Raw genomic sequence first — 25,260 nt, 5'->3', positions numbered from 1 at the left:
CAGCGCTTAGCCGGATTTACCGCCGATGCGGCCTTCGGTGCCAGCCAACAGACGGCGGATATTGGCGGCATGCCGCCAAACGAGCACGGCGGCCATGAGCAAAAGTATGGCCACCAAGGCTGGCGCGCCGAGTAAAACATAACCCGCAAGCGGCGCACTGACCGCAGCTGCCAGCGCTGCGGCCGAAGAATAGCGGGTCAGTACGGCGGTTGCCAGCCACACGAACAGGCAGATAAACGCCAGCCAGGGATCGATGCCCAATAGCACGCCCAGCGCTGTGGCGACACCCTTGCCGCCGTTAAAGCGCAGAAACAGCGAGAAAACATGGCCGAAAAAGGCCGCCAGCCCGGCAAGCGCCGCCTCCTCGGCGGAAAACCCCAGCGCCTGCGCGGCCCATACCGCGGCCGCGCCTTTCAGGCAATCGCCCACCAAGGTCAGCAATGCCGCAGCCTTGCTGCCGCTTCGCAGCACATTGGTGGCGCCGGGGTTGCCTGAGCCGTACTGGCGCGGGTCCGCCAGGCCGAATAGACGACTGACAAGGATTGCAAAAGGCACCGAGCCGAGCAAATAGGCCGCGGCCAACAGCAAAAGCAGATTCATCTGGATATCACGGTGATCGAGTGCGCTCAAGGCGCCGTGCCGGCACAAGCCGACGAAAGGCTACAATGGCGCAATTCTACGCGGGAAGCGCTATGGATTTCATTTTTATCGAAGAGCTGCGGGTGCAGGCCAGCGTGGGTATCTATCCACGCGAAAAGGTGGCGCCGCAGATGGTGGAGCTCAATCTAACCTTTGGCGTGCCGGACGCGGCAGCCAAACATGACGATATTGCCGATACCATCGATTACGCGGTGGTGATCGAACGCATTCGCGCCGAACTCGCCGCCCGCCATTTCAATCTCATCGAAACCCTGGGCGAATTCGTCGTCAATCTATTGTTTGAAGAATTCAACGCACCTTGGGTGAAAATCCGCATTGCCAAAATCGGTGTCATGCAAGGGGTGCGCCGGGTTGGCGTTTTCATTCAGCGCGGACGCGAAGGCCATATTCTTCCGAACACCGCGGGTTGAGCCCAGGCGGGCGGTGCGTTTGCACCAGAAGGCAAGCGCCACGGCGTTCTTTGTGCGCCTGCCTTTTCCCGGTTGCGGCATCAGGCCGGCTGAATCAGCAATGCCTCGAGCGGGTTGCCTGCCGCTATCCAGTTTTCAACCCATAACGGCTTGCGGCCCCGGCCGGTCCAGGTGAGCGAAGAATCGTCGGGATGGCGGTATTTAGGCGGCACTTTGCCGGTTTTTTTGCCGCCGCCCTTGGCCGAACGCCGTGCCTTGTTCACAGTGGCGGGGCTGTCATTCGTTGCGCCGGGAATGATGTCGGACAACGAAAGACCTTCTTCAGCCGCCATTTTCTGCATTTTTTTCAGCAACTCGCGCCGGGTGATATCGCTGCGACGGCGGATTTCAGCATCGATTTTGCTTTGCAGGCGGCGCAATTCGTTCAGTGAAAGCGTAGAGAGGTCCATGGTTTCTCCCGTATGCGCGTCGGAGTGTAGGGTTGGGGCGCCGACACGGTTATCGTTACCAGGGCAAACGTTAGCAACGCGGGTTATTTTGCCAGCAAATTTCCAAAAAAATAAAGCGGTTGTGGAATAAATATGGATTATTGCGCCACGTTGACCAACTGCGGTTGTAAGACTCTGAGAATATCGTGCGGATGCACACCGACCAGAAAACCTCGGCGTCCGCCGTTTATATAGACCAGCGGCAGATCCAGGATGCTTCTTTCCATGAAAACCGGCATCCGACGCTTGGTGCCAAAAGGCGATGTGCCGCCGATGAGAAAACCACTGTGGCGGTTGGCCACCTCCGGTTTGCACGGTTCGATATGCTTGCGTCCGGCTTGACGTGCCAATTCCTTGGTGGACACGGTGCGGTCACCGTGCATCAGCACGACCAACGGCGCACCGGATTCGTCTTCCATGATCAGCGTTTTGATGACCGAATGCTCCGCGACATTGAGTTCCCGCGCTGAAACGCGCGTGCCCCCGTGTTCCTCATAGGCATAGGGATGGCTGGAAAACGCCACACCGTGCTGGCGCAAAAAGCGGGTGGCCGGGGTCTCTGGCGCATGCAGCTTATTTTTGCTCATGACGATGCGTGTGGTTTGGACAATTAACGCTGGGTATTCGGATGCGGTCTTTTTGCATCGGACCACGAATGCTCATCCGGGTTGTGTCGTGCTCAGCCGCGCGGATGATGACGCGCGTGCAAAGCTTTGAGGCGTTCGCGGGCGACATGGGTGTAGACCTGGGTGGTGGAGATGTCGGCATGGCCAAGCAGCATTTGCACCACGCGCAAGTCGGCGCCGTGGTTGAGTAGATGGGTAGCAAAAGCATGCCTGAGGGTGTGCGGCGAGATGCGCCCCGGTTCGATGCCGGTTTGGCTGGCGTACTGTTTGATCAGGCGCCAGAACATTTGCCGGCTCATGCTGTGGCCCAAGCGGGTGACGAAGAGCGCGTCGCTGCTGCGGCCGGCCAGCAGTGCAGGGCGGGCGTGTTGCAGGTAGCGCGTCAGCCAGTCGACCGCTTCTTCGCCCAGTGGCACCAGGCGTTCCTTGCTGCCCTTGCCCATGACTTTGACCACGCCTTCGTTCAGTCCTACTGAAAAGCTCTGCAAGCCCACCAATTCGGAGACACGCAGGCCGGTGGCGTAGAGCATCTCCAGCATAGAGCGGTCGCGCAAGCCCTGAGGGGTGGCGGTGTTGGGTGCGCCGAGCAGGGCTTCGACCTCCCTCTCGGACAGTGTTTTGGGAAAACGCTGACCGGGCAGCGGGGCATCGAGCAAGGCGGTGGGGTCGGCCGCCAGGCGGCCGCGTGCGACTTGTTGGCGGTAGTAGCGTCGCCAGGCCGAAAGCAGGCGGCGTTGGCTGGCCGGCTTGGCACGGCGACTGAACTCGGCCAGGTAGGCCGCCAGATCGGCATTTGTTGCGCCATCGAGCGAACCGTTGCGATCGGCCAGCCAAAGCGCAAACTGGGCAAGATCGCTGCGGTAGCCGGCCAGGGTGTTGCGCGCCAGCCCATGCTCCAGCCATAGCGTATCGCAGAATTCATCCAGCGCGGCACGGGCCGCTGCGGGGAGCGCCTGTTCGACCGGCCGGGCGGAGCAAGACGGGCGTGGCATCGGAGATAGGGCAGGTTTAGCCCGTCTGACCCAGCAAAGCGCGCTTGAGGTCGCCGTCGACCGGGTGTTCACCCAGCCAGATACGTAGCAGCGCCGGGTAGAAGGCCGGTTCGGCGATGTCGGTGCCGCGCGGCTGTGCGTTGACGCTCAGCCGGGTGCTGCCGTCGGCCAGCGCGTCCAGTTCGACGACCGTGCCGGCGCGCGCTTCACCCAGTTCCAGCAAAGTGGCGCGCAGTTGATCGGTGGCTTTTTGCAGTGCCGCAAACTGCTCGGCGCTATGGTTTTTCTTCAGACCGTCGATCAGTGCATCGGCGAAGGTGTCGGCCGCCACGTCGCGCAGCAGCACGATGCGGATACGTTTGGCTCCCGGAGCGGTCTGGATGGCTTCGGCCGACTGGCTGCGCGAAGGCAGGTAGAGACCGATTGCATAGACCTTGAAGGCGAAGCGGGTGCGTAGACCCGCGCCATTGAGCTCGATTTGCTGTGCCTCTACGGTGACACGGTCATCGAAACGCACGCCGGCGACCTCCACGGCAGCCTGGACGGCGGTTGCGCACAGCGCCAAGGTGGCTAGGGTGTAGCGGATGAAGTGCGTCATGGTCTGTCTCCTTGCATTGTTGTGCTTGTGGTCATGGTGCGATGGGTGACAGGGCCGGGTGCGGCCCCGCCGGTGCGACCGGCCGCCATGGGCGTGCCGGGAAAATCGGCAAAACGGCGGCGCTGCGGTTAAGAGCGCACCTCGCCGTTGCCGAATACGATCCACTTCTGGCTGGTCAGCCCTTCCAGTCCAACCGGGCCGCGGGCGTGGATTTTGTCGGTCGAGATGCCGATTTCAGCACCCAGACCGTATTCGAAACCATCGGCGAAACGGGTCGAAGCATTGACCATCACCGAAGCGGAGTCCACCTCACGTAAAAAGCGCATGGCGTGGGTGTGGTTTTCGGTCACGATGGCTTCGGTGTGCCCGGAGCTGTAGGTGTTGATGTGGGCGATGGCCTCGTCGAGGCCGCCGACCACCTTGACCGCCAGAATGGGCGCCAAATACTCCTCGCGCCAGTCGGCTTCGGTGGCTTCGCGCAGGCGCTCGGCGGGAATGCCGGCCTCGCGCAGCAGTGCGAGCGACTCGGCGCAGCAGCGCATCTCCACGCCTTTTTCTGCCAGCATGCGGCCGATGGCGGGCATATCGCGCCCGGCAACGGCGCGCGCTACCAGCAGTGACTCCGCGGTGTTGCAGGTCCCGTAGCGCTGGGTTTTGGCATTTTCGACGATGGGCAGGACTTTGGCGGGATCGGCTTCGTCGTCGATATAGACATGGCAGTTACCGTCCAGGTGTTTGATCACCGGCACTCGGGCGTCCTTGGCAATCCGCTCGATCAAACCCTTGCCGCCGCGCGGCACGATGACGTCGACGAACTCGGGCATGGCGATCAGTTCGCCGACCGCTGCGCGGTCGGTGGTCTGGACCACCTGTACCGCATGCTCGGGCAAACCGGCGGCAGTCAGCCCGGCGCGCACGCATTCGGCAATGGCCTGGTTGCTGTAGAGCGCTTCTTTTCCGCCGCGCAGAATGGCGGCATTGCCGGACTTCAGGCACAGCGCCGCGGCGTCCGCGGTGACGTTGGGCCGGGCCTCGTAGATGATGCCGATCACACCCAGTGGTACGCGCATCTTGCCGACCTGGATGCCCGAGGGGCGGCGTTTGACATCGGTGATCTCGCCCACCGGATCGGGCAGTGCGGCAATCTGCTCGAGGCCGGCGGCCATGTTCTCGATACCTTTTTCCGAGAGCGTCAGGCGGTCGATCAGCGCCGGCTCCAGGCCGGCGGCGCGGGCGGTGTCAAGGTCGCGCGCATTGGCCTCGAGCAAGTGCGCGCGGCGGGCGCGGATTTCCGCTGCCATCGCCGCAAGCGCGGCATTCTTGGCTGCGGTGGAGGCGGCGGCCATGACGCGGGAGGCGGCACGGGCCTGACGACCCAAGGTCTGCATGTAGTGCTGGACGTCCATTTTCATTCATGCGTGTGGCAAGGGCTAAGCGCGCATTAGAACATCGAAAGCGGTCTTTGTGGGTAGCGAAGTTGCCGGGGTGGCTCTAACGCCGGGCAAGGCGCAAAGCGAGCAGGGTGAGCTCATCCCAGACCTCTCCGGGGGCCAATCCCTTGAGCATTCGATCCACCCGTGCTGCATGCATGAGCGCAGACCGTAGCCTGCTGGAAGACAGCCTGGCCAAAGCGCGCCCGAGCGCTTGTTTGCGGCGCTCGTCGAACACCCGTTCGGCCTTGAACAATGCGGGCAGGGGCTGGCCGGCGTGCTGTCCGTTCTTGAGGGTTGCCAGCGTACGGATTTCATTGGCCAGTGCCCACAGGACCAGCGGCGGCGCGGCGCCTTCGCCAGCGAGTCCTTCGATCAGGCGCACGCAGCGCGCCGGGTCGCCCTCCAGCACAGCCTGGCGTAGCGTGTCGATGTCATAGCGCGCAACGTTGAGTACCGCGTCCTCAACTTGCGCCAAGGTGAGTCGTCCTTGCCCATGCAGCAGACCGAGCTTGCGGATTTCCTGATGGGCGGCCAGCAGATTGCCTTCCACATGCTCGGCGATGAACACCAGCGCCTCGGGCTCGGCGGATTGGCCTTGAGCGGCAAGCCGCCCGCCGATCCACTCGGGCAGGCGCTCGCGTTCCGGGGCGTTGAGTTCCAGCGTGTGACCGGTCTCGGCCAGTGCGCTGAACCAGGTGCTTTTGCGGGTTTGCCAATCGAGCGCGGGCAGGGTGATCAGGGTGACCGTGCCATGAGGCAGGGCGCGTGCATAGTGCTGCAGGGCGTCGCCACCGTCACGCCCGGGCTTGCCAGAGGGAATGCGCAAATCGATCAGCTTTTGCGCCCCGAATAGCGACAGATTGCCTGCGGCGAGCGTCAGCGCATCCCAGCGAAAGCCCGGAGCAACCACCAGGATTTCACGTTCATGGAAGCCTTGCTGGCGCGCGGCGGCGCGAATGGCGTCGGCCGCTTCGAGCACCAGCAGCGGTTCGTTGCCATGCAAAACCCACAGTGGCGCGAGCGGGCGAGCAAGCTGGGCGGCGAGCCGGTCCGGGTGAAGATTCACTTGCGCACGGCTGCCAAGCGCCGGACGAGTTGGCGCACGATCTCGTTTTGCATATCGGCAAGCAGCAGGCTTTCTTCCTGCTCCTTGGCGAGGATGCGCTCGTCCTGAAAAGTGTAGTCGCGCTGGGCGGTCAGCTGGGTGGGCGGCACGAGCAGCGCACCGTCACGGCCGACCAGTTGGAAAGCAAAGTCGCGGGTCAGTTGGTATTCGCGCACCTTGCCCGCGCCGGTGAGACTGAGAATTTCACGTGAGACGTCGTCACGTAAGATCTGTAGGCTCACTTCGGCCTGGGCTGGATCGGCAACCACCTCGGTCGAACCGGTGGCGCGGATATGCCGGGCAAGCTGGGCGCCAAGCCCGCTGTTTTGGCTGGTGCCCAGATAAATGGTGGCAAAAGCCAGCGGTTGCGGGCCACGCAGGCGGAAGCCGCAGCCGGCCAGCAACGAGCCGACGGCCAGGGTGCTGGCGGCAGTGAGCAGGCGACGGCGGGAATGCTGAACCATTGTGCGGGCCTTAGACCACGATATTGACTAGCCGTCCGGGCACCACGACCACCTTCTTCGGCGGCTTGCCTTCCATGAATTTCTGTGCCGCCTCGCTGGCCAGCGCAGCGGTTTCGATTGCGCTCTTGGACGCATCGGCGGCCACTTTGATGCTGCCGCGCAGTTTGCCGTTGACCTGCACCACCAGTTCGATTTCATCCTGCTGCAGCGCGGCTTCCAGCGGCTCCGGCCACGGTGCGGCCAGAATGTCGGCGCCGAAACCGCAGTCCCGCCATAGCACGTGGCAAATGTGTGGCGTGATGGGCGAGAGCAGCCGCAGCAAGATGGCAAGCCCTTCTTCCGCCAGCTCGGCGTGAGCGGCCGGCTCTTGGCGCGGAGCTTTTTCCAGCGCGTTGAGGATTTTCATCGCCGCCGAAACCACGGTGTTGAACTGGTGTTTGCCGAAGTCGTAATTGGCTTGTTTGAGGTGGCTGTGAATCTCGCAGCGTATCTGGGCCAGCTCGGCCGGCAGCTTGCCGGCAGGCAGCGTGCGGACAGCCGGTAGCGCAGCGCGGATTTCGGTGGCGAAGGTATGGCTAAAGCTCCATACCCGGCGCAGGAAGCGTGCCGCGCCCTCGACGCCGGAATCGGACCATTCGAGCTGCTGGTCGGGCGGCGAGGCAAAAATGATAAATAGGCGTGCGGTGTCGGCGCCGTATTGGTCCACCAGAGTTTGCGGGTCCACGCCGTTGTTTTTCGACTTGGACATCTTTTCAGTGCCGCCGATGATCACCGGCTGGCCATCGGCGGCCAGTTTGGCGGCCACGATGCGGCCCTTGTCGTCCCGCTCGACCCGTACATCGGCCGGGTTGATCCATTGCTTTTTGCCGCCGTCTTGCTCGCGGTAATAGGTTTCGGCCACCACCATGCCCTGGGTGAGCAAGTTGGTGAAGGGTTCGGAAAGACTCACCAAGCCTTCGTCGCGCATGGCGCGGGTAAAAAAGCGCGAATACAGTAGGTGCAAGATGGCATGTTCGATGCCGCCGATGTACTGGTCGACCGGTGCCCAGTAGTTGACCCGGTCATCGACCATTGCGCTGGGGTTGTCGGCGCAGGCATAGCGCAGGAAATACCAGGACGACTCGACGAAAGTGTCCATGGTGTCGGTTTCGCGCCGTGCCGGTTTGCCGCATGTCGGGCAGGTGCATTCGTAAAATTCCGGCATTTTTGCCAGCGGCGAGCCGCGGCCGGTGATTTCCACATTCTCAGGCAGCACCACCGGCAACTGTTCGTCGGGCACCGGGACATCGCCGCAGGATTCGCAGTGAATCATCGGGATCGGACAGCCCCAGTAACGCTGGCGGGAGATACCCCAGTCGCGCAGCCGATATTGCACCCGCTTTTTGCCCAGGTTTCTGGCCTCGAGGTCGGCAGCAATCGCATCGACCGCATCCTGAAAATGCAGGCCGTTGTACTTGCCCGAGTTGATCAGGCGTCCGTGTTCCGCGTAGGCGTCCTGCCACGGTGCCGCGATTTCATCGTAAGCGTTGCGGGTGGAGCGCACCACCATTTTGATGGGCAGCTTGTAGCGGGTGGCAAAGGCAAAGTCGCGCTCGTCATGTGCCGGCACCGCCATCACCGCGCCTTCGCCGTAGCCCATCAGCACATAGTTGGCCACCCACACGGGCAGATATTCGCCGGTGAGCGGATGCACCACGCGCAAGCCGGTGGGCATGCCTTTTTTTTCCATCGTGGCCAGATCGGCTTCGGCCACGCCGCCATGCTTGCATTCCTCGATGAAGGCGGCCAGTGCGGGGTCGTTTGCCGCGGCTTGAGCGGCCAGCGGATGTTCGGCCGCTACGGCCACATAGGTGGCGCCCATCAGCGTGTCGGCACGGGTGGTGAATACCTTGAGCACCCCGGCTCGGCCAATCGTTGTCAGATCATAGGGGAAATGGACTTCCACGCCCTCGGAGCGGCCGATCCAGTTCTTCTGCATCAGCTTGACCTGCTCTGGCCAGCCGGACAGCTCGTCCAGCGCCGACAGCAATTCGTCGGCGTAGGCGGTGATCTTCATGTAGTACATGGGGATTTCGCGCTTTTCCACCAGCGCGCCGGAGCGCCATCCGCGCCCGTCGATGACCTGCTCGTTGGCCAGCACGGTTTGGTCGACCGGGTCCCAATTGACGGTGCCGAGTTTCTTGTAAATCAATCCCTTCTTATACAGGCGGGTAAACAGCCATTGCTCCCAGCGGTAGTACTCCGGTTTGCAAGTGGCCAGCTCACGCGACCAGTCGATGGCAAAGCCCAGACGCTTGAGCTGGCCTTTCATGTATTCGATGTTGGCGTAGGTCCATTGCGCCGGGGGGACGTTGTTCTGGATCGCGGCATTTTCCGCCGGCATGCCGAACGCGTCCCAGCCCATGGGCTGCAGCACGTTGTAGCCTTTCATGCGGTAATAGCGGGCCAGCACGTCGCCGATGGTGTAGTTGCGCACATGGCCCATGTGCAGCTTGCCTGAAGGGTAGGGGAACATCGACAGGCAGTAGTACTTGGGGCGGCTGGGGTCTTCGCTGACCTTGAACGCTTGGGTGCTTTCCCAGTGCTGCTGGGCGGCGGCTTCGACTGCCGCAGGCTGATATTTGTCCTGCATGAAAGGCTCTAAGCGAGAGGAGCAAAAAATAACGGGTAAGTATAACGCGAAGACGGTGCGCCACGCAGCCGCGGGCCGTGGCGACGGTCAAAGCAAAAAAAACGGCATCCGGTGTGTGCCGGATGCCGAACTCCTGTTGAAAGGAGAGGAGGGAGACGTGAAGTGCCGTAATTGGTTGGCTGCCTGTAGCGGTCAGGCCGCCTTACGCAAAAATTTCAGATTGCGCCGCCAGTTGGCTGCCATCGCGGTGCAAAGATCTTCCATGGCGATCAACGGCAGACGCCACATGCGGTTCTGGCTACGCACCAGGGGGGTGACGCGCGGAGCGCACAAGGTTGCTTGTTCGTCGGCGAGCAATTGCTGAAAGTGCGCCATGGCCGCCCCCCAGTATTCGGGGGTGCCCACCCAGCCGGTTTCGGCGGTGGCTTCGCGCACGGCCTTGCGCCACAGCGCTTCGGCACGGGGTAGGGAGACGCCGGCTTTGCGGGCGTACCAGGGGAGTAATTTAGGTGTCTTCATGTCGGGTTTCTCCTTGGGCCGGATTGCGGCCTTGAACGCCAGCCGGGCCTTGTGGGCAAAGGCTGGCGCAAACTGCTGTAGTGTGTGCCGCACCGCGGAGTCGGCATGGGTCTAGTTATGGTCGCTCGGGCTGATTTCAACTACTTCCAAAGCCATAAAATGCTGCGTGTGCACAATCCAAAAATAGCTCAGCCTAAAGGTTGTTGCAAGTGACTTTTTGTTGCAGCGCAATAGTCGTCCTGCGGGCGGTTTGCCGGCTCTCTGCCGCGCTGCTGGCGGTTAGAATGGCGGCTTACGAGGAAGCCCCCAATGCCCGACCTGCTCGCTACGCTCAACACCGCACAACGCCAAGCCGTAACTCTGCCGCCGCAGCATGCGCTGATTCTTGCCGGCGCCGGCTCGGGCAAGACCCGGGTGCTGACCACCCGCATCGCGTGGCTGATTGGCAGCGGACAGTGTGAGCCGGCCAACATCCTTGCGGTGACCTTTACCAACAAGGCCGCCAAGGAAATGCTCGCCCGCCTGTCCGCAATGCTGCCGCTCAGCCCCCGCGGCATGTGGATCGGCACCTTCCACGGCTTGTGCAACCGCCTGTTGCGCGCCCATCACCGCGACGCCGGCCTGCCGCAGTTGTTCCAGATCCTGGATGCGGCCGACCAGCTTGCCGCCATCAAGCGCCTGCTGAAGACGCTCAATGTCGACGACGAGAAGTTCCCGCCGCGTGAGCTGCAGCACTTCATCAACGCCCAGAAAGAAGCCGGCCTGCGGCCCGACGCGGTCGAGGCTTGGGACGACTACACCCGGTACCGGGTGGCGCTCTACCGTGAGTATGAGACACAGTGCCAGCGGGAGTCAGTTGTGGATTTTGCGGAGTTGCTATTGCGCAGCTACGAGTTGCTGGAACGCAACGAGCCGGTGCGCCGCCACTACCAGCGCCGCTTCCGCCACATCCTGGTCGATGAATTTCAGGATACCAACCGTTTGCAGTACCGCTGGCTGAAGCTACTGGCCGCCAGCGATGCGGCCAGCGACACGCCGGGCGCGTGCCTTTTTTGCGTGGGCGACGACGATCAGTCGATCTACGCATTTCGCGGTGCGCAAGTGGGTAACATGCGCGACTTCGAGCGCGAGTTTCGGGTTTCCAACCTGATCCGTCTGGAGCAAAACTACCGCTCGCACGGCAACATCCTGGAGGCGGCCAATGCCATCATCCGTCACAACAGCGGGCGGCTGGGCAAGAACCTGTGGACCGACCGGGGCGAGGGGGAGCCGATCCGGGTCTTTGAAGCCACTGACGACGGCGACGAAGCGCGCTGGATCGTCGAGGAGGTGCAGCAACTGGTGCGTGAAGGCGCGTCGCGCTCAGACATCGCCCTGTTGTACCGCGCCAACGCCCAGTCGCGGGTGCTGGAGCATGCGCTTTTTTCCGCTGGCATACCCTACCGGGTGTATGGCGGCTTGCGCTTTTTCGAGCGTCAGGAAATCAAACATGCGTTGGCTTATCTGCGCCTGATCGCCAATGCCGATGACGACACTGCATTTGCGCGGGTAGTGAATTTCCCTACCCGCGGCATCGGCGCGCGTTCGCTGGAGGCGCTGCAGGCGGCTGCGCGCACCTGGAATACCAGCCTGTACGCCACGGTGCCGCATTTGTCCGGCAAGCCGGCCAATGTGCTCGGCCAGTTCGTGCGCTTGATCGAAGATTTACGCCGTGACACCGCGCATTTGCCGCTGCCTGAGCTGGTCGATCACGTGCTGGAGGTCTCTGGGTTGCGCGCGCACTACAAGGCCGACAAGGAAGGCGGTGAGCGCCTGGAGAACTTGGACGAGCTGATCGCCGCGGCCGCCAGCTTCGTTGCCGAATTCCAGGTCGACGCCGCGGCGCAGGTGGCCGACCATGCGCTCTTGGCCGATTTTCTTGCCCATGCTTCGCTGGAAGCCGGCGAACACCAGGCCGATGCGGGCGCAGACGCGGTGCAGTTGATGACCGTGCATGCGGCCAAAGGGCTGGAGTTTGAGGCGGTGTTTCTCTCCGGGCTGGAGGAAGGGCTCTTCCCGCATGAAAATGCCATGCTCGATGCCGGCGGGCTGGAGGAGGAGCGTCGGTTGATGTATGTGGCGGTGACCCGCGCCCGCCAGCGCTTGTATCTTTCTTATGCGCAAAGTCGCATGTTGCACGGACAGACGCGCTACAACCTGCGCTCGCGCTTTCTGGATGAAATCCCCGAGCCGCTGACCCGCTGGATTGTCCCGGCGCGTGCGCGGCACCATACGGCAGGCGGTTTCGGTGGCTACGTTGCGCCGCCGGGGGCTTTTGCTGCACGGCCGGCCCCGGTGCCGCGACGCCAAGAGGACGATTTACCGCAAGGCTTTTATGTAGGCCAATTGGTTCGCCATGCACGTTTTGGCAAAGGCGTGATCATTGCGGCCCAAGGCCGCGGCAACGATGCCCAAGTGCAGATCAATTTTGGCGATGCCGGCATCAAGTGGCTGCTGCTCGGCATGGCCAAGCTGGAAGCCTGCTCCTGAGCGCTACTGCAACGGTTCAGGCGCCGTATTGGCGCGCCAGGCTGTCATGCAGATCGACAAACTCCTGCGACAGCTTGTGGCGCGGATCGAGGTGGATCATCGGGCGGGCCTGCTCGTGCGATTCCTTGATCTTGACCGAAGCCGACAAATACGGTTGCAGTACCGGCAGCCCTTCTGCCACCAGTTCATCGACCACCTTGCGCGGCAGGCTGGCGCGCGGCTGAAACTGATTGACCACGATGCCTTCCACCTTCAGCGCGCGGTTGTGGTCGGCCTTGATTTCCTCCACGTTCTCCAGCAGCGCATACAGCGCGCGGCGGGAAAAATCGTCGCAGTCGAAGGGGATCAGGCAGGTATGGGCGGCAATCAGCGCCGAGCGGGTATAGAAGTTGAGCGCCGGTGGAGTGTCGATCCACACACAGTCGTAGTCTTCGACCAGTTCGTCGAGTGCGTCGCGCAGCTTGTAGATTTTGTAACGCGACTCCAGCTTGCCTTGCAGTTCTTCCAACTGCGGATGCGAGGGCATGACCTGTAGGTTTTCGAACGGTGAGTCGACGATGAACTCAGTGGTTGCTTTGGGGTTGAGCTTGAAGTTCAGCGTCTGGTCGAAGAAATCCGCCAGCGTGGTATCGAGCTCGGTGCCATCGCAGCCCAGCAGATACTGGGTCGAGTTGCCCTGCGGGTCGAGGTCGACCACCAGGGTGCGCAGCCCCTGGTGCGCGCCGATGGCCGCCAGGTTGCAGGTGATGGTGGACTTGCCCACGCCGCCTTTCTGATTGAATACCACGCGTCGCATTGTTTTTCCTCCGGTATGGCTGTGGTGATTATGCCCACATGGCACCCGGTTTGTGCGGGGGTTGTTGTGCCCGTTTCAGCCGGCACGGGCATCGGGTTCAGCGCCAGACTTCGCGGATTCGGATCACCTTTGGGTTGCCGCGGTACAGCCCCCAGGAGGCGCGTCCGCGCGGGTCGTCGTCGTGCGCGCCGTCGCTGTCCGATTTCCACGCCACCGCGCACACTCTCCCTGATGAAACTTCGATCAACGGTCGACGGCGCACGAGGGCCGCCGTGAAAGGCGGAAATTATGCCAGCCGATCTGCGAGCGCAAAGCTTTTGCCGCGGTGAGGAGGTCGATGATCGCGGCCTTATTACGCGTCCATCGGAATCTTTCGTGAAAAAATCACGCTTTCAGTGGCCATCTCCGGTTTTTTGGGGCTCTGCCAAAGCTGACGGCGCTGAGCTAAACTCACGCCTCGTCAGTCATGCACGTTCCGGCCCACTCCCCGAAGCCGGCGTCATGCGGGCCGTAGAAGGCCCGGTCCGCGGCAACAGCCCTGATGGGGCGCACACGATGCCAACACGCTGCGGATGCCCGCAATCGGCACAGGGCTGTCCCGTGTCCATCATTGCGCCTGACGCACATCATCTCCGCCATTCCGAGAGGGAGCACCATGGATCAGGATTTCATCGCCGCGGCGCTGGACTATCACCGTTCACCGACGCGGGGCAAGATTTCAGTCGTTCCGACCAAGGGTCTAACCAATCAGCGCGATCTGGCGCTGGCTTATTCGCCCGGCGTCGCCGCAGCCTGCGACGCCATCGTTGCCGATCCGGGCCAGGCGCGCGAGCTCACCAGCCGTGGCAACCTGGTGGCGGTGGTCACCAACGGCACCGCGGTGCTGGGGCTGGGCAACATCGGGCCGCTGGCCGCCAAACCGGTGATGGAGGGTAAGGGCTGCCTGTTCAAGAAGTTTGCCAACATCGACGTGTTCGACATCGAGCTGGCGGAAAACGACCCCGATAAGCTGATCGACATCATCGCCGCGCTGGAGCCTACCTTGGGCGGGGTGAATCTGGAAGATATCAAAGCGCCCGAGTGCTTCTACATCGAGCAGAAGCTGCGCGAGCGCATGAAGATTCCGGTGTTCCACGACGACCAGCATGGCACGGCGATCATTTCCTCGGCCGGGCTGATCAACGGCTTGAAGTTGGTTGGCAAGGACATCGGCCAAGTGAAGCTGGTGTGTTCCGGTGCCGGTGCAGCGGCCATTGCCTGCCTGGACCTGATGGTGAGTCTGGGCTTGAAGCGCGAAAACGTTTTTGTGTGCGACTCCAAAGGCGTCATCTATCAAGGGCGCGAGGCGAACATGGAGGCCAACAAGGCGCGCTATGCACAGATCACCGAAGCGCGCACCCTGGCCGATGCGATCGAAGGCGCGGATGTATTCCTGGGGCTGTCGACCGCGGGCGTGCTCAAGCCCGAGATGGTGCAGAAAATGGCCGACAAGCCGTTGATCTTTGCGCTGGCCAATCCCACTCCGGAAATTCTGCCGGAAGAGGCCAAGCGGGTGCGCCCGGACTGCATCATCGCCACCGGCCGTTCGGACTATCCGAACCAGGTGAACAACGTGCTGTGCTTCCCCTTCATCTTCCGCGGCGCGCTCGACGTGGGCGCCAGCACCATCAACGAGGAGATGAAGCTGGCATGCGTCAAAGCCATTGCTGAACTGGCCCAGGCCGAGCAAAACGACATCGTTGCCTCGGCCTATGGCGGTGCGGATTTGTCGTTTGGTCCCGACTACATCATTCCCAAGCCTTTCGATCCGCGCCTGATCGTCAAGATCGCCCCGGCGGTGGCCAAAGCGGCAATGGATTCCGGCGTGGCCACCCAGCCGCTGGATGACCTTGTCGCTTATGCCGCCAGCTTGACCGATTTCGTTTATCAGTCCGGCGTGATCATGAAGCCGGTGTTTTCGGCCGCCAAGCGTGTGACGATGGAGCAAAAGCGTGTGGTGTACGCCGAAGGCGAGGATCCGCGCGTACTGCATGCGGTGCGCGTGGTGATCGATGAGGAGTTGGCGCGCCCCATTTTGATCGGCCGACCGGGCGTGATCGAGATGCGCATCAAGAAGATCGGTCTGAACCTGGTGCCGGGACGGGATTTCGAAGTGGTCAATCCGGAATCCGACCCGCGCTATCGCGACCTGTGGAACGAATACTTCCGCCTGATGAGCCGCGACGGCGTGACCCCAGACATTGCCAAGGCCAAGATGCGCCGCGACACCACGCTGATCGGTTGCATGCTGCTACGTACCGGCGATGCGGATGCGCTGGTATGCGGCACTTTTGGCACCTACGACTACCACCTCAAGCAGGTACAGGACGTGATCGGTCTCAAGCCGGGCTGCAAGCAGTTTGCGGCCATGAACATCCTGCTGTTGCCCAAGCGTATGCTGGCGGTGACCGACACCTATGTGAATGAGAACCCGAGTGCCGAGGAAATCGCCGAAATTGCCCGCATGGCGGCCGACGAGTTGCGGCGGTTTGGCGTGGAGCCGCGGGTGGCGCTGCTGTCGCACTCCAATTTTGGCAGCTCTACATCGGCTTCCGCCCGCAAGATGCGGGCGGCCAGCGACATTTTGCGCGCTTCCAATCCGGAGCTGATCTGCGACGGTGAAATGCACGGCGATGCCGCGCTGAACGCGCAGATCCGCGCCAAGGTCAATCCGGATTCCACCTTGCAGGGCGAGGCCAATCTGCTGGTGATGCCCAATCTGGATGCCGCCAATATCTCCTTCAATTTGATGAAGATCGCCAACGGCGACGGGGTGTCGGTGGGCCCGATGCTGCTTGGCGCCGCACTGCCGGTACATATTTTGACGCCTTCGGCCACGGTGCGCCGGCTGGTCAACATCACCGCCGTGTCGGTGGTCGATGCCGCCGAGCAGCGTCTGCAACACGCTCAGGGCTGAGAGACTGACGCCGCCTGCGGGTATCTGCGGGCGGCGTCGGATTTTTTTACCGTCGCGCTCAACGGCGCGATCCGGCCCCAACCTAACGACGGAGACAGACCATGCCCCAAGCCATTCGCTTTTATCAAACCGGTGGTCCCGAGGTGCTGCGCTGGGAGTCGGTCGAGGTGCCCGCACCGGCGCCCGGTGAGGCGCAGGTGCGCCACCATGCGGTGGGCCTGAACTACATCGATACCTACCACCGCAGCGGCTTGTACCCGGTGCCTTTGCCTTCCGGCATCGGCCTGGAGGGTGCAGGGGTGGTCGAGGCGGTGGGAGAAGGCGTCGGCGATCTGCGGCCGGGCGATCGTGTCGCCTATGCCGGTGGGCCGCTGGGTGCCTACGCGCAATTGCGCAACCTGCCTGCCGACCGGCTGGTGCAGTTGCCCGAAGCCGTCACTTTCGAGCAGGGCGCGGCGATGATGCTGCAGGGGCTCACCGCTCAGTATCTGTTGCGCCGTACCTACCGGGTGCAAGCCGGCGACACGATTTTGATCCACGCTGCGGCCGGCGGGGTGGGGCTGATCGTCTGCCAATGGGCCAAAGCCTTGGGCGCCACGGTGATCGGTACCGTGGGGTCGGATGAAAAGGCCGCGCTGGCGCGTGCCCATGGCTGCGACTACCCGATCGTTTATACCCGCGAAAAATTTGCCGAACGGGTGCGCGAGATTACCGGCGGCGCGGGGGTGCCGGTGGTGTATGACTCGATCGGTGCGGACACTTTCATGGATTCGCTCGCCTGCTTGCGCCCGCTGGGCACCATGGTGCTGTTCGGTGCCGCCTCCGGCCCGGTGCCGCCGTTCGATATCGGCTTGCTGGCCAAGATGGGATCGCTGTTTTTGACCCGTCCAACGTTGTTTACCTACACCGCGCAACGTCAAGACTTGTTGGCGATGGCCGGCGAATTGTTTGACATGGTGATCTCCGGCAAGGTCAAGATCGAGGTCAATCAGCGTTATCCATTGGCTGATGCCGCCCAAGCGCATCGCGACCTGGAAGGCCGTCGCACCACCGGCTCGACCGTTCTGCTGCCCTGAGTCGCACTCATCCAACCGACTGCGTCGGCGTGCTCGATCGCCGCGCATGCTGCCCGGGCGGCGCGCCAGCGCCCGGGTGAAACACTTTGGTCATGACCGTGGAGCTTTCAACCCCATCCCAACCGCGCTTTGTCCACTTGCGCATGCACACCGAATATTCGGTGGTGGACGGTATCGTGCAAATCGATCAGGCGCTCAAAGCGGCCGCCGAGGACGGCATGCCGGCGCTGGGTATTTCGGATCTCGCCAATCTTTTTGGCATGGTCAAGTTCTACAAAGGCGCGCGCGCTCACGGTATCAAGCCGATCATCGGAGTAGATGCGTGGATCACCAACGAGGCCGAGCGCGACAAGCCGACGCGGGTGCTGTTGCTCTGTCGGCACCGCGAGGGCTATGGCCAGCTCTGTGAGTTGCTCACCCGCGCCTATTTGGAGAACAAATACCGTGGCCGTGCCGAGATGCGGCGGGAGTGGTTTGAAGGCGGCGCGGCCAGTGGGCTGATCTGCCTGTCCGGCGCTCTGCAGGGTGACATCGGCGTGGCTCTTGCCCATGGCAATGTCGGTCAGGCGGACGCGCTGGCCGCGCAGTGGGCGGGTTTGTTTCCGGGCGCCTTCTACATCGAATTGCAGCGCGCAGGTCATCCGGGCACCGAACACTACATCCGTCAGGCGGTGCAGCTTGCCGCCCGGCATGGCTTGCCGGTGGTGGCCACCCATCCGGTGCAGTTTCTCAAACCGGAGGATTTCCGCGCGCATGAGGCGCGGGTGTGTATTGCCGAAGGCTATGTGTTGGCCGACAAGCGCCGGCCGCGGCTATTCACCGAACAGCAGTACTTCAAAAGCCAGGACGAGATGTGCGAGCTGTTCGCCGATCTGCCCGAGGCGCTGGAGAATGCGGTCGAGATTGCCCGGCGTTGTTCGCTGACTTTGCAACTGGGCAAGAACTTCCTGCCGCGCTTCCCGACGCCGGACGGTATGAGTCTGGATGATTTTCTGGTGCTGGAGGCCAAGCGCGGCCTGGAAGAACGGCTGCGCCAGCTCTACCCGGACCCCGAGGAGCGCGAGAAGCAGCGTCCGCGCTATGAGGAGCGGCTCAAGTTCGAGACCGACACCATCATCCAGATGGGTTTTCCGGGCTATTTTCTGATCGTGGCCGACTTCATCCAGTGGGCCAAGAACAACGGCGTGCCGGTGGGGCCGGGTCGGGGTTCGGGGGCCGGCTCGCTGGTGGCCTATGCGCTGAAAATCACCGATCTCGATCCGCTGGCCTATGCGCTGCTGTTCGAGCGCTTCCTGAACCCGGAGCGGGTGTCGATGCCCGACTTCGACATCGATTTCTGCCAGGACAACCGCTACCGCGTGATCGAATATGTGCGTGAGCGCTATGGCAAGGACGCGGTCAGCCAGATCGCCACTTTTGGCACCATGGCCTCCAAGGCGGTGGTGCGCGATGTGGGCCGGGTGCTGGACCTGCCCTACGGCCTGTGCGACCGGCTCTCCAAGCTGATTCCGGTCGAAGGCGCCAAGCCGGTGTCGTTGGCCAAGGCCCTGGAAATGGAGCCGCAGATTGCCGAGATGATGCGTGACGGCAACGACGGCGAGGCAGTGCAGACTCTGTGGGAGCTGGCCCAACCGCTCGAAGGTCTGACCCGTGGCGTGGGCATGCATGCCGGCGGGGTGCTGATTGCGCCGGGCAAACTCACCGACTTCTGCCCGCTATATATTGCCGACGGCGACGACGCCATGCCGGTGTCGCAGTTCGACAAAGACGATGTGGAAGCGGTCGGCCTGGTCAAGTTCGACTTTCTGGGTTTGCGCAACCTCACCATCATCGAGCTGGCGCTGGAGTATGTCGAACGGCTCGAGGGCAGCCGGCCCGACCTGATGAGCCTGGGCTTCGAGGATCCGGCCGCCTACCAGATCCTCAAAGACGCCAACACCACGGCGATCTTCCAGGTCGAATCGGACGGCATGAAAAAGCTTCTGAAAAAGCTTGCACCCGACCGTTTCGAGGACATCATCGCGGTGCTGGCGCTGTACCGTCCGGGGCCGCTGGGCTCGGGCATGGTGGATGACTTCATCCTGCGCAAAAAGGGGCTGCAGGAAATCGACTATTTCCATCCGGATCTGAAAGCCTGCCTGGAGCCGACTTATGGCGTGATCGTGTATCAGGAACAGGTGATGCAGATCAGCCAGATCATAGGCGGCTACACCCTGGGCGGCGCGGACATGCTGCGCCGCGCGATGGGCAAGAAAAAGCCCGAGGAGATGGCCAAGCACCGCGCCACCATTGCCGAGGGCGCCAAGCGCAAGGGCTATGACCCGGCGCTTGCCGAGCAGTTGTTCGATCTGATGACCAAGTTTGCGGAGTACGGCTTCAACAAGTCGCACACCGCGGCCTATGCGGTGGTGACCTACCACACTGCCTGGCTCAAGGCGCATCATTGCGCGGCCTTCATGGCTGCGACCATGTCGTCGGATCTGGATAACACCGACACCGTCAAGGTGTTTTACGAGGACGCCCTGGCAAACGGCATTGCGGTGCTGCCGCCGGATGTGAACCAATCCGACTATCGCTTCGTACCGGTCGACCGCAAGACGATTCGCTATGGCCTGGGCGCGGTCAAAGGTTGTGGGGAACCCGCGGTGCGCGCCATTTTGAGCGCCCGCGAACGCGGTGGCGCTTTCCGCGATCTGTTCGATTTTTGCGAGCGGGTCGACCGCCGCATGGTCAATCGCCGGGTGATCGAGGCGCTGATCCGCGCCGGGGCGATGGACACGCTTGCCGGCCACCAGGGTATCGACCGCGCCCGCTTGGTTGCCACTGTCGGTTTGGCGATCGAGGCAGCCGAGCAGGCGGCGGCCAACGCCATGCAGGGCGGCTTGTTCGACATGATCCCGGAGGCGGCCGGCGCCGCGCCGCAATTTGCCGCGGTGCGTCCCTGGTCTGAGCGTGACCGCCTCAAAGAGGAAAAAACCGCGATCGGTTTTTTCCTCTCCGGTCATCCGTTCAACGCCTTCAAGGACGAAGTACGCCGCTTTGTGCGCCGCTCGCTCGCCCAGCTCGAGCCTTCGCGCGATCCGGTCACCTTGGCCGGCGTGGTCATGGAAGTGCGCACCAAGATGGGCAACAAAGGAAAGATGGCCTTTGTGCTACTCGACGACGGCTCCTGCCCACGCGAGGTCACGGTATATGCAGATGTGCTGGAAGCGCAGCGCGGCAAAATCGTCACCGATGAGGTGTTGGTGGTCGAAGGCAAGGTCAGTAAGGACGACTTCAACGGCGAGGACGGTCTGCGTATCGTTGCCGACCGACTGTACACCCTGGGTGAAGCGCGCGCGCGCCATGCCCGCGCATTGCAGCTTTGCATCGGCGCTGAATTGCCTGCTGCCAGCGGCGCGCTGGCTACGGCCGAGCGCCTGCAGGCGCTGCTGTCACCCTTTTGCGACGGCGGCTGCCCGGTGCGGGTGCGTTACCGCAACGCGGTGGCCGAGGCCGATCTGCCTTTGGGCGAAGCCTGGCGGGTGCGTCCTGAAGACGCGCTGCTGGAGAGTCTGCGCGAATGGCTATCGCCCGAGGCAGTGGAGATGCTCTACGGCTGATCGGCCGCAGCGGGTTCAGGCGTCGGGCAGAATGCGGAAACCGGCCGCCTGTGGAGCGTCCGCGGCGCCGATTTCGATGCGCTCGACCCGGGCCTGGGCAGGGCCCTGGTAGGCCCAATCGATGAAGCGATCGATGGCTTCTGCGGGCCCCGCCACCAGCGCTTCGACGCTGCCGTCGCGCTTGTTGCGCACCCAACCCCGCAAGCCCAGGCGGTCGGCCTGTGCCTTGGCGCTGGCGCGGTAGAAAACGCCCTGGACCCGGCCCAGGATGCGCAGGCTGCGGGCTATAGAGCTGGCGGATGCGTGCTCAGGCATAGGAAATCTCCGGATCGTGACCATGGCATTGCTGGGCGCGCAGTAGTGCTTCGGTGAGATTGCCAGCAATGTACCGTTCGCCCAAGGTGTCGCGAAAGCCGGAACGCGAGATCAGCGAAGCGGGCTGCGGGTTGAGGTCGCACAGTATCAGCGCTGCGCCGCGTTTATTCAGATTGCGATGCAGGGTGCGCAGAATGTCCAGACCCGTGGTGTCGATGTTGATCACCTTGCCCATGTCTAGAATGACCGCGTCCGGATGGCCTTGCTGCATCAACAGCAGGTTTTCCAGCTTGTTGGCCGCGCCGAAGAACAGGCTGCCGGAGATCCGGTAAGCGAGGATGCGCGGGCTGCCGTCCTCACGCGACAACGCTTCTACTCCGTAGTGCTCCTCCAAGGCAATACGTTCGATGCGCGTGAGGTCCGACATACGGTAGATAAAAAACAAGCTGGCCAGCACCATGCCGATTTCCACCGCCAGGGTGAGATCGAACACCACGGTAATCAGGAAAGTGCCAAGCAGGATGGTGCGATACTGTATCGAGTAACGGGATAGTTCCCGGGGGGCGAAGGCGTGCCACTCGCCCATATTGACCGACACCACGACGACGATCGCCGCCAAGGTGGCCAGCGGAATGTGGCTGGCCAAGGGCGCCAGCGCGAGCACGATGGCAAGCAGCACCCCGGCGTGGATCATGCCCGCTACCGGGGTACGCCCGCCGGTGCGGATGTTGGTGGCGGTGCGGGCGATGGCGCCGGTGGCGGCAAAACCGCCAAAGAGCGGTGCGACGATGTTGGCCACACCTTGCGCCATCAGCTCCTGATTGGGGTCATGGCGGTCGTCGATCTGGCTGTCGGCCACGCGTGCCGAGAGCAGCGATTCAATGGCCCCCAATAGTGCAATGGTGATCGCTGGCGAGATCAGCTTGCCCAGCGTGCCCAGTGAGAGCTCGGGCAGGCCGAAGTCCGGCAGACTTTGCGGGATGCCGCCAAAGCGGCTGCCGATGGTCTCGACCGGCAGGGCCAGGGCCGCATTGACCGCAGTGGCGATGATCAACACCGCCAGTGGGCCGGGCACCCGGCGCATCCACGGATAGCGGGTGGCAGCCAGACGGTTCCAGCCCAACAGCACCGCGAGCGAAGCACAGGCGAGCAACACAGTGGGGATGTGGATGGTGTGCAGATGGCTGGCCAGCGCCTCGATGCGGGCAAAAAATTCGCCCGGCAGGCGCTCGATTTGAAGGCCGAGAAAGTCTTTGATCTGCGAGATGAAGATCACCACTGCAATGCCGTTGGTAAAGCCAATGACCACAGACAAAGGGATGAAGCGGATCATGTTGCCGAGTCGGAAGGCGCCCATGGCCAGCAACATGGCACCGGACATCATGGTGGCGACCAGCAGGTTGGCCACCCCGTAGTCGACCACGATGGCATAAAGAATCGGGATGAAGGCGCCGGTGGGGCCGCCGATCTGCACCCGCGACCCTCCTAGCAGCGAAATCAGAAAACCGGCGACGATGGCTGTCCAGATGCCGGCGGTCGGGCTCATGCCCGAGGCGATGGCAAAGGCCATGGCCAGCGGCAAGGCAAGTACGCCGACAGTGATGCCGGCCGAGAGATCGGCAACAAAGCCTGCGCGGTCGTAGCCGGGCAGGGTGTCAAGCAGTTTGGGGCGAAATGCAATCATGATGCCTCCTGAACGTTTCCAAGCGTGGGCTGAGCATGCGCGCGACGGTCGGACCGACGAGTCGTCCGAAGCCGTTGCGTTGATGCACGATCCAGCGCTTGGAAAGGGTCAGAGGCATCGGCGGCTCATTTGACCCGCATGCCGGGCGCGGCGCCCACGTCTGGTGACAGGATGTAGAGGCCGCCGCTCTTGCCGTCCGGGTCGGAGGCGGCCAACACCATGCCTTCGCTGATGCCGAACTTCATTTTGCGCGGCGCGAGGTTGGCGACCATCACAGTGAGGCGGTCGACCAGCGCAGCCGGGTCGTAGGCCGACTTGATGCCGGCAAACACCTGACGGAGCTTTGGGTTGCCGGCCTCGTCGGTTTCGCCGATGTCAAGCGACAGGCGGATCAGCTTGTCGGCGCCGTCGACATGCTGGGCGTCGACGATTCTGGCAATGCGCAGGTCGACCTTGGTGAAGTCGTCGATGGAGATGTGCGCCGTTGCGGTTTCGGTGGTCTGTGCGGCGTGCTGCTGCTTTTCCGCATGGCGCTGTGGCGAGCTGGCGGTTTTGGCAGCATCCGCCGGCTTGGCTGCGGCCGGGGCGAGCGATTCGCGGTTGGCTTCCAGCAGCGCATCGATCTGCTTGCGTTCCACCCGAGTCATCAGGTGTTGATAAGGTTTGATCGCGTGTCCGGCCGGCAGCGGATGCCAGCCGGCATTCCAGGTCAGCGGTTCGATATTCAAAAAGGCTTCGACCTGCGCAGCCAGCGCAGGCAATACCGGCTTGAGATACAGGGTGAGGTCGCGGAACAGGGTCAGCGCAGTGCTGCACACCGTGTGCAGCGCTGTCTGCTGGCTCGCCTCTTTGGCCAGCTCCCACGGCTTGTGGTCATTCACGTACTGATTGGCCAGGTCGGCCAGCCGCATGATTTCGCGCAGCGCCCGGCCGTAGTCGCGTTCTTCGTAAGCGCGGGCGATGATCGCCGCCTCGAAGGCGGTTTCGAACTCGCCGGTGGCGCGCGGGTCGCTGGCGCCCAGCTTGCCGTCGAAGCGCTTGGTGATGAATCCGGCGCAGCGGCTGGCGATGTTGACATATTTGCCAATCAGGTCGGCATTGACCTTGGCGATCAGATCGTCGAGGTTGAGGTCGAGGTCCTCCATGCTGCCGTTGGACTTGGCGGCAAAGTAGTAGCGCAGCCACTCGGGATTGAGCTTTTGTTCCAAGTAAGAGCGCGCGGTGATGAAGGTGCCGCGGCTTTTGCTCATCTTGGCGCCATCGACGGTTAGAAAACCGTTGACGCACAACTGGCTGGGCGTGCGGTAGCCGGCAAATTTGAGCATCGCCGGCCAGAACAGGGCGTGGAAATAAAGGATGTCTTTGCCGATGAAATGCACCATCTCGGTCCCGGCCGCTTCGGCACGAGCGGCGTCGATGTAGTCTTCCACCGCGATATCGCCCCGCTTGTCGGCCAGATGGCGGAAACTGGCTAGATAGCCGATCGGCGCATCCAGCCAGACATAGAAGTATTTGCCGGGCGCATCCGGGATTTCGAATCCAAAATAGGGCGCATCCCGCGAGATGTCCCAGTCGGTGAGCTTGTTCTCGCCTTCCTCGCCCAGCCATTCCTTCATCTTGTTAGCCGCCTCCATCTGCAGGCGGCGCTGTCCGGCAGCGTTGACGCCGCGCGTCCACTCGCGCAGAAAATCCACCGCGCGCGCGTCCGACAGGCGGAAAAAGTAATGCTCCGAAGTGCGCAGTTCCGGCTTGGCGCCCGAGACCGCGGAATAGGGGTTTTTGAGTTCGGTGGGGGCATAGGCCGCGCCGCACACCTCGCAGTTGTCGCCATACTGGTCGGCTGCGCCGCATTTGGGACACTCACCCTTGATGAAACGGTCCGGCAAAAACATGTTCTTGACCGGATCGTAAAACTGCTCGATGGCGCGGATATCGATCAGTCCGGCCGCCTTCAGCTTGCCGTAGATGTCTTCGGCATAGGCGCGGTTTTCCGGGCTGTGGGTGGAGTGGTAGTGATCGAAGGCGACGCCGAAGGCGGTGAAATCGCGCAGGTGCTCACCATGCACCCGGGCGATGAGCTGCTCAGGGGTGAGACCTTCTTTTTCGGCGCGCAACATCACCGGCGTGCCGTGGGTGTCGTCCGCGCAAACATAATGCACCGTGTGGCCGCGCATCCGTTGGAAGCGAACCCAGATGTCGGCCTGAATGTAGCCCACCAGGTGGCCGAGGTGGATATCGCCATTGGCGTAGGGTAGCGCGTTGGTTACGAGAATTTTGCGGTGCATGATCGATCGGTCGGGCCAAAAGCCCGATTCTAACAAAGGCCGCTCACCGCACGACGCCCTTAGCCGGCAGCACTTCTTGTGACGGCAGCC

The 25,260-nt window shown here is 62.6% G+C and carries 20 protein-coding genes; 5 read left to right on the top strand and 15 right to left on the bottom strand.

The genetic code is table 11. The annotated features are described in order from the left end of the window. Positions 1-6: 6 nt before the first annotated feature. Positions 7-600: a glycerol-3-phosphate 1-O-acyltransferase PlsY gene (plsY, locus tag DIE29_RS10750; protein WP_102043248.1), complete on the bottom strand. Its 594-nt coding sequence runs from the start codon at positions 598-600 to the stop codon at positions 7-9. A 92-nt stretch (positions 601-692) separates the two neighbouring features. On the opposite strand from plsY, the gene DIE29_RS10745 reads away from it, so the two are divergent. Then, on the top strand, positions 693-1,070 hold the full coding sequence (locus tag DIE29_RS10745) for a dihydroneopterin aldolase (RefSeq protein ID WP_114649877.1): 378 nt from the start codon (positions 693-695) through the stop codon (positions 1,068-1,070). An 80-nt stretch (positions 1,071-1,150) separates the two neighbouring features. Here the strand turns inward: DIE29_RS10745 and DIE29_RS10740 are convergent, their stop codons facing one another. The 9 genes from DIE29_RS10740 to DIE29_RS10700 all read right to left on the bottom strand — a co-directional run bounded on the left by DIE29_RS10740 (position 1,151) and on the right by DIE29_RS10700 (position 9,927). Then, on the bottom strand, positions 1,151-1,519 hold the full coding sequence (locus tag DIE29_RS10740; protein ID WP_114649876.1) for an H-NS histone family protein: 369 nt from the start codon (positions 1,517-1,519) through the stop codon (positions 1,151-1,153). Between the two features lie 137 nt (positions 1,520-1,656). Next, complete coding sequence (gene ybaK, locus DIE29_RS10735; RefSeq protein WP_114649875.1) at positions 1,657-2,145, bottom strand: Cys-tRNA(Pro) deacylase; 489 nt, start codon at positions 2,143-2,145, stop codon at positions 1,657-1,659. A gap of 92 nt (positions 2,146-2,237) precedes the next feature. Beyond that, positions 2,238-3,176 (bottom strand): site-specific tyrosine recombinase XerD, encoded by a 939-nt coding sequence (gene xerD / locus DIE29_RS10730; protein WP_114649874.1) that lies wholly within the window; start codon positions 3,174-3,176, stop codon positions 2,238-2,240. Between the two features lie 16 nt (positions 3,177-3,192). Beyond that, positions 3,193-3,774 (bottom strand): chalcone isomerase family protein, encoded by a 582-nt coding sequence (locus DIE29_RS10725; RefSeq protein WP_114649873.1) that lies wholly within the window; start codon positions 3,772-3,774, stop codon positions 3,193-3,195. 128 nt (positions 3,775-3,902) lie between these two features. Further along, a complete protein-coding gene (locus tag DIE29_RS10720; protein WP_114650316.1) occupies positions 3,903-5,180 on the bottom strand; it encodes a glutamate-5-semialdehyde dehydrogenase in 1,278 nt (425 codons plus the stop codon). Between the two features lie 85 nt (positions 5,181-5,265). Then, a complete protein-coding gene (gene holA, locus DIE29_RS10715) occupies positions 5,266-6,273 on the bottom strand; it encodes a DNA polymerase III subunit delta (protein WP_114649872.1) in 1,008 nt (335 codons plus the stop codon). Beyond that, a complete protein-coding gene (locus DIE29_RS10710) occupies positions 6,270-6,776 on the bottom strand; it encodes an LPS-assembly lipoprotein LptE (RefSeq protein WP_114649871.1) in 507 nt (168 codons plus the stop codon). Before DIE29_RS10710 ends, holA begins: the two co-directional genes overlap by 4 nt. A 10-nt stretch (positions 6,777-6,786) precedes the next feature. Beyond that, a complete protein-coding gene (gene leuS / locus DIE29_RS10705) occupies positions 6,787-9,408 on the bottom strand; it encodes a leucine--tRNA ligase (protein WP_114649870.1) in 2,622 nt (873 codons plus the stop codon). A 192-nt stretch (positions 9,409-9,600) separates the two neighbouring features. Continuing rightward, entirely contained in the window at positions 9,601-9,927 is a 327-nt protein-coding gene (locus tag DIE29_RS10700; protein ID WP_114650315.1) for a hypothetical protein, read from the bottom strand. 309 nt (positions 9,928-10,236) lie between these two features. Between DIE29_RS10700 and DIE29_RS10695 the strand changes: the two genes are divergently transcribed. Next, positions 10,237-12,456, top strand: a complete 2,220-nt coding sequence (locus DIE29_RS10695; RefSeq protein WP_114649869.1) for a UvrD-helicase domain-containing protein — start codon at positions 10,237-10,239, stop codon at positions 12,454-12,456. A gap of 16 nt (positions 12,457-12,472) precedes the next feature. Here the strand turns inward: DIE29_RS10695 and DIE29_RS10690 are convergent, their stop codons facing one another. Together DIE29_RS10690 and DIE29_RS14950 are read right to left on the bottom strand one after the other, a co-directional pair. Then, positions 12,473-13,252 (bottom strand): ParA family protein, encoded by a 780-nt coding sequence (locus DIE29_RS10690; RefSeq protein ID WP_114649868.1) that lies wholly within the window; start codon positions 13,250-13,252, stop codon positions 12,473-12,475. A gap of 97 nt (positions 13,253-13,349) precedes the next feature. After that, the gene (locus DIE29_RS14950) at positions 13,350-13,466 is read right to left on the bottom strand and encodes a DUF6701 domain-containing protein (protein ID WP_335740049.1); all 117 of its coding nucleotides are present in this window, start codon (positions 13,464-13,466) and stop codon (positions 13,350-13,352) included. A gap of 441 nt (positions 13,467-13,907) precedes the next feature. Here DIE29_RS14950 and DIE29_RS10680 point away from each other — a divergent pair, with 441 nt between their 5' ends. From DIE29_RS10680 to dnaE, 3 genes are all read left to right on the top strand, one after another. Continuing rightward, on the top strand, positions 13,908-16,208 hold the full coding sequence (locus DIE29_RS10680; RefSeq protein ID WP_114649866.1) for an NADP-dependent malic enzyme: 2,301 nt from the start codon (positions 13,908-13,910) through the stop codon (positions 16,206-16,208). Between the two features lie 101 nt (positions 16,209-16,309). Beyond that, positions 16,310-17,284: a quinone oxidoreductase family protein gene (locus tag DIE29_RS10675; protein WP_102042316.1), complete on the top strand. Its 975-nt coding sequence runs from the start codon at positions 16,310-16,312 to the stop codon at positions 17,282-17,284. A 92-nt stretch (positions 17,285-17,376) separates the two neighbouring features. Continuing rightward, positions 17,377-20,886 (top strand): DNA polymerase III subunit alpha, encoded by a 3,510-nt coding sequence (dnaE, locus tag DIE29_RS10670; RefSeq protein ID WP_102042315.1) that lies wholly within the window; start codon positions 17,377-17,379, stop codon positions 20,884-20,886. Positions 20,887-20,901: 15 nt separating this feature from the next. On the opposite strand, the gene DIE29_RS10665 is transcribed toward dnaE, so the two are convergent. The 3 genes from DIE29_RS10665 to metG form a co-directional block, all read right to left on the bottom strand. Then, positions 20,902-21,201 carry an acylphosphatase gene (locus DIE29_RS10665; protein ID WP_102042314.1) on the bottom strand — a complete coding sequence of 100 codons (300 nt, stop codon included), beginning with the start codon at positions 21,199-21,201 and terminating at the stop codon, positions 20,902-20,904. Then, positions 21,194-22,888, bottom strand: a complete 1,695-nt coding sequence (locus tag DIE29_RS10660; protein ID WP_102042313.1) for a SulP family inorganic anion transporter — start codon at positions 22,886-22,888, stop codon at positions 21,194-21,196. The genes DIE29_RS10665 and DIE29_RS10660 overlap by 8 nt, the downstream gene beginning before the upstream one ends. Before the next feature lie 122 nt (positions 22,889-23,010). After that, the gene (metG, locus tag DIE29_RS10655; RefSeq protein WP_114649865.1) at positions 23,011-25,170 is read right to left on the bottom strand and encodes a methionine--tRNA ligase; all 2,160 of its coding nucleotides are present in this window, start codon (positions 25,168-25,170) and stop codon (positions 23,011-23,013) included. Positions 25,171-25,260 lie beyond the last annotated feature (90 nt).

The organism is Pseudothauera hydrothermalis (assembly GCF_003345255.1).
Lineage (GTDB): Bacteria > Pseudomonadota > Gammaproteobacteria > Burkholderiales > Rhodocyclaceae > Pseudothauera > Pseudothauera hydrothermalis.
Note: the sequence above shows the minus strand (reverse complement) of the source record. Positions and strands in the feature narration are given on the sequence as shown.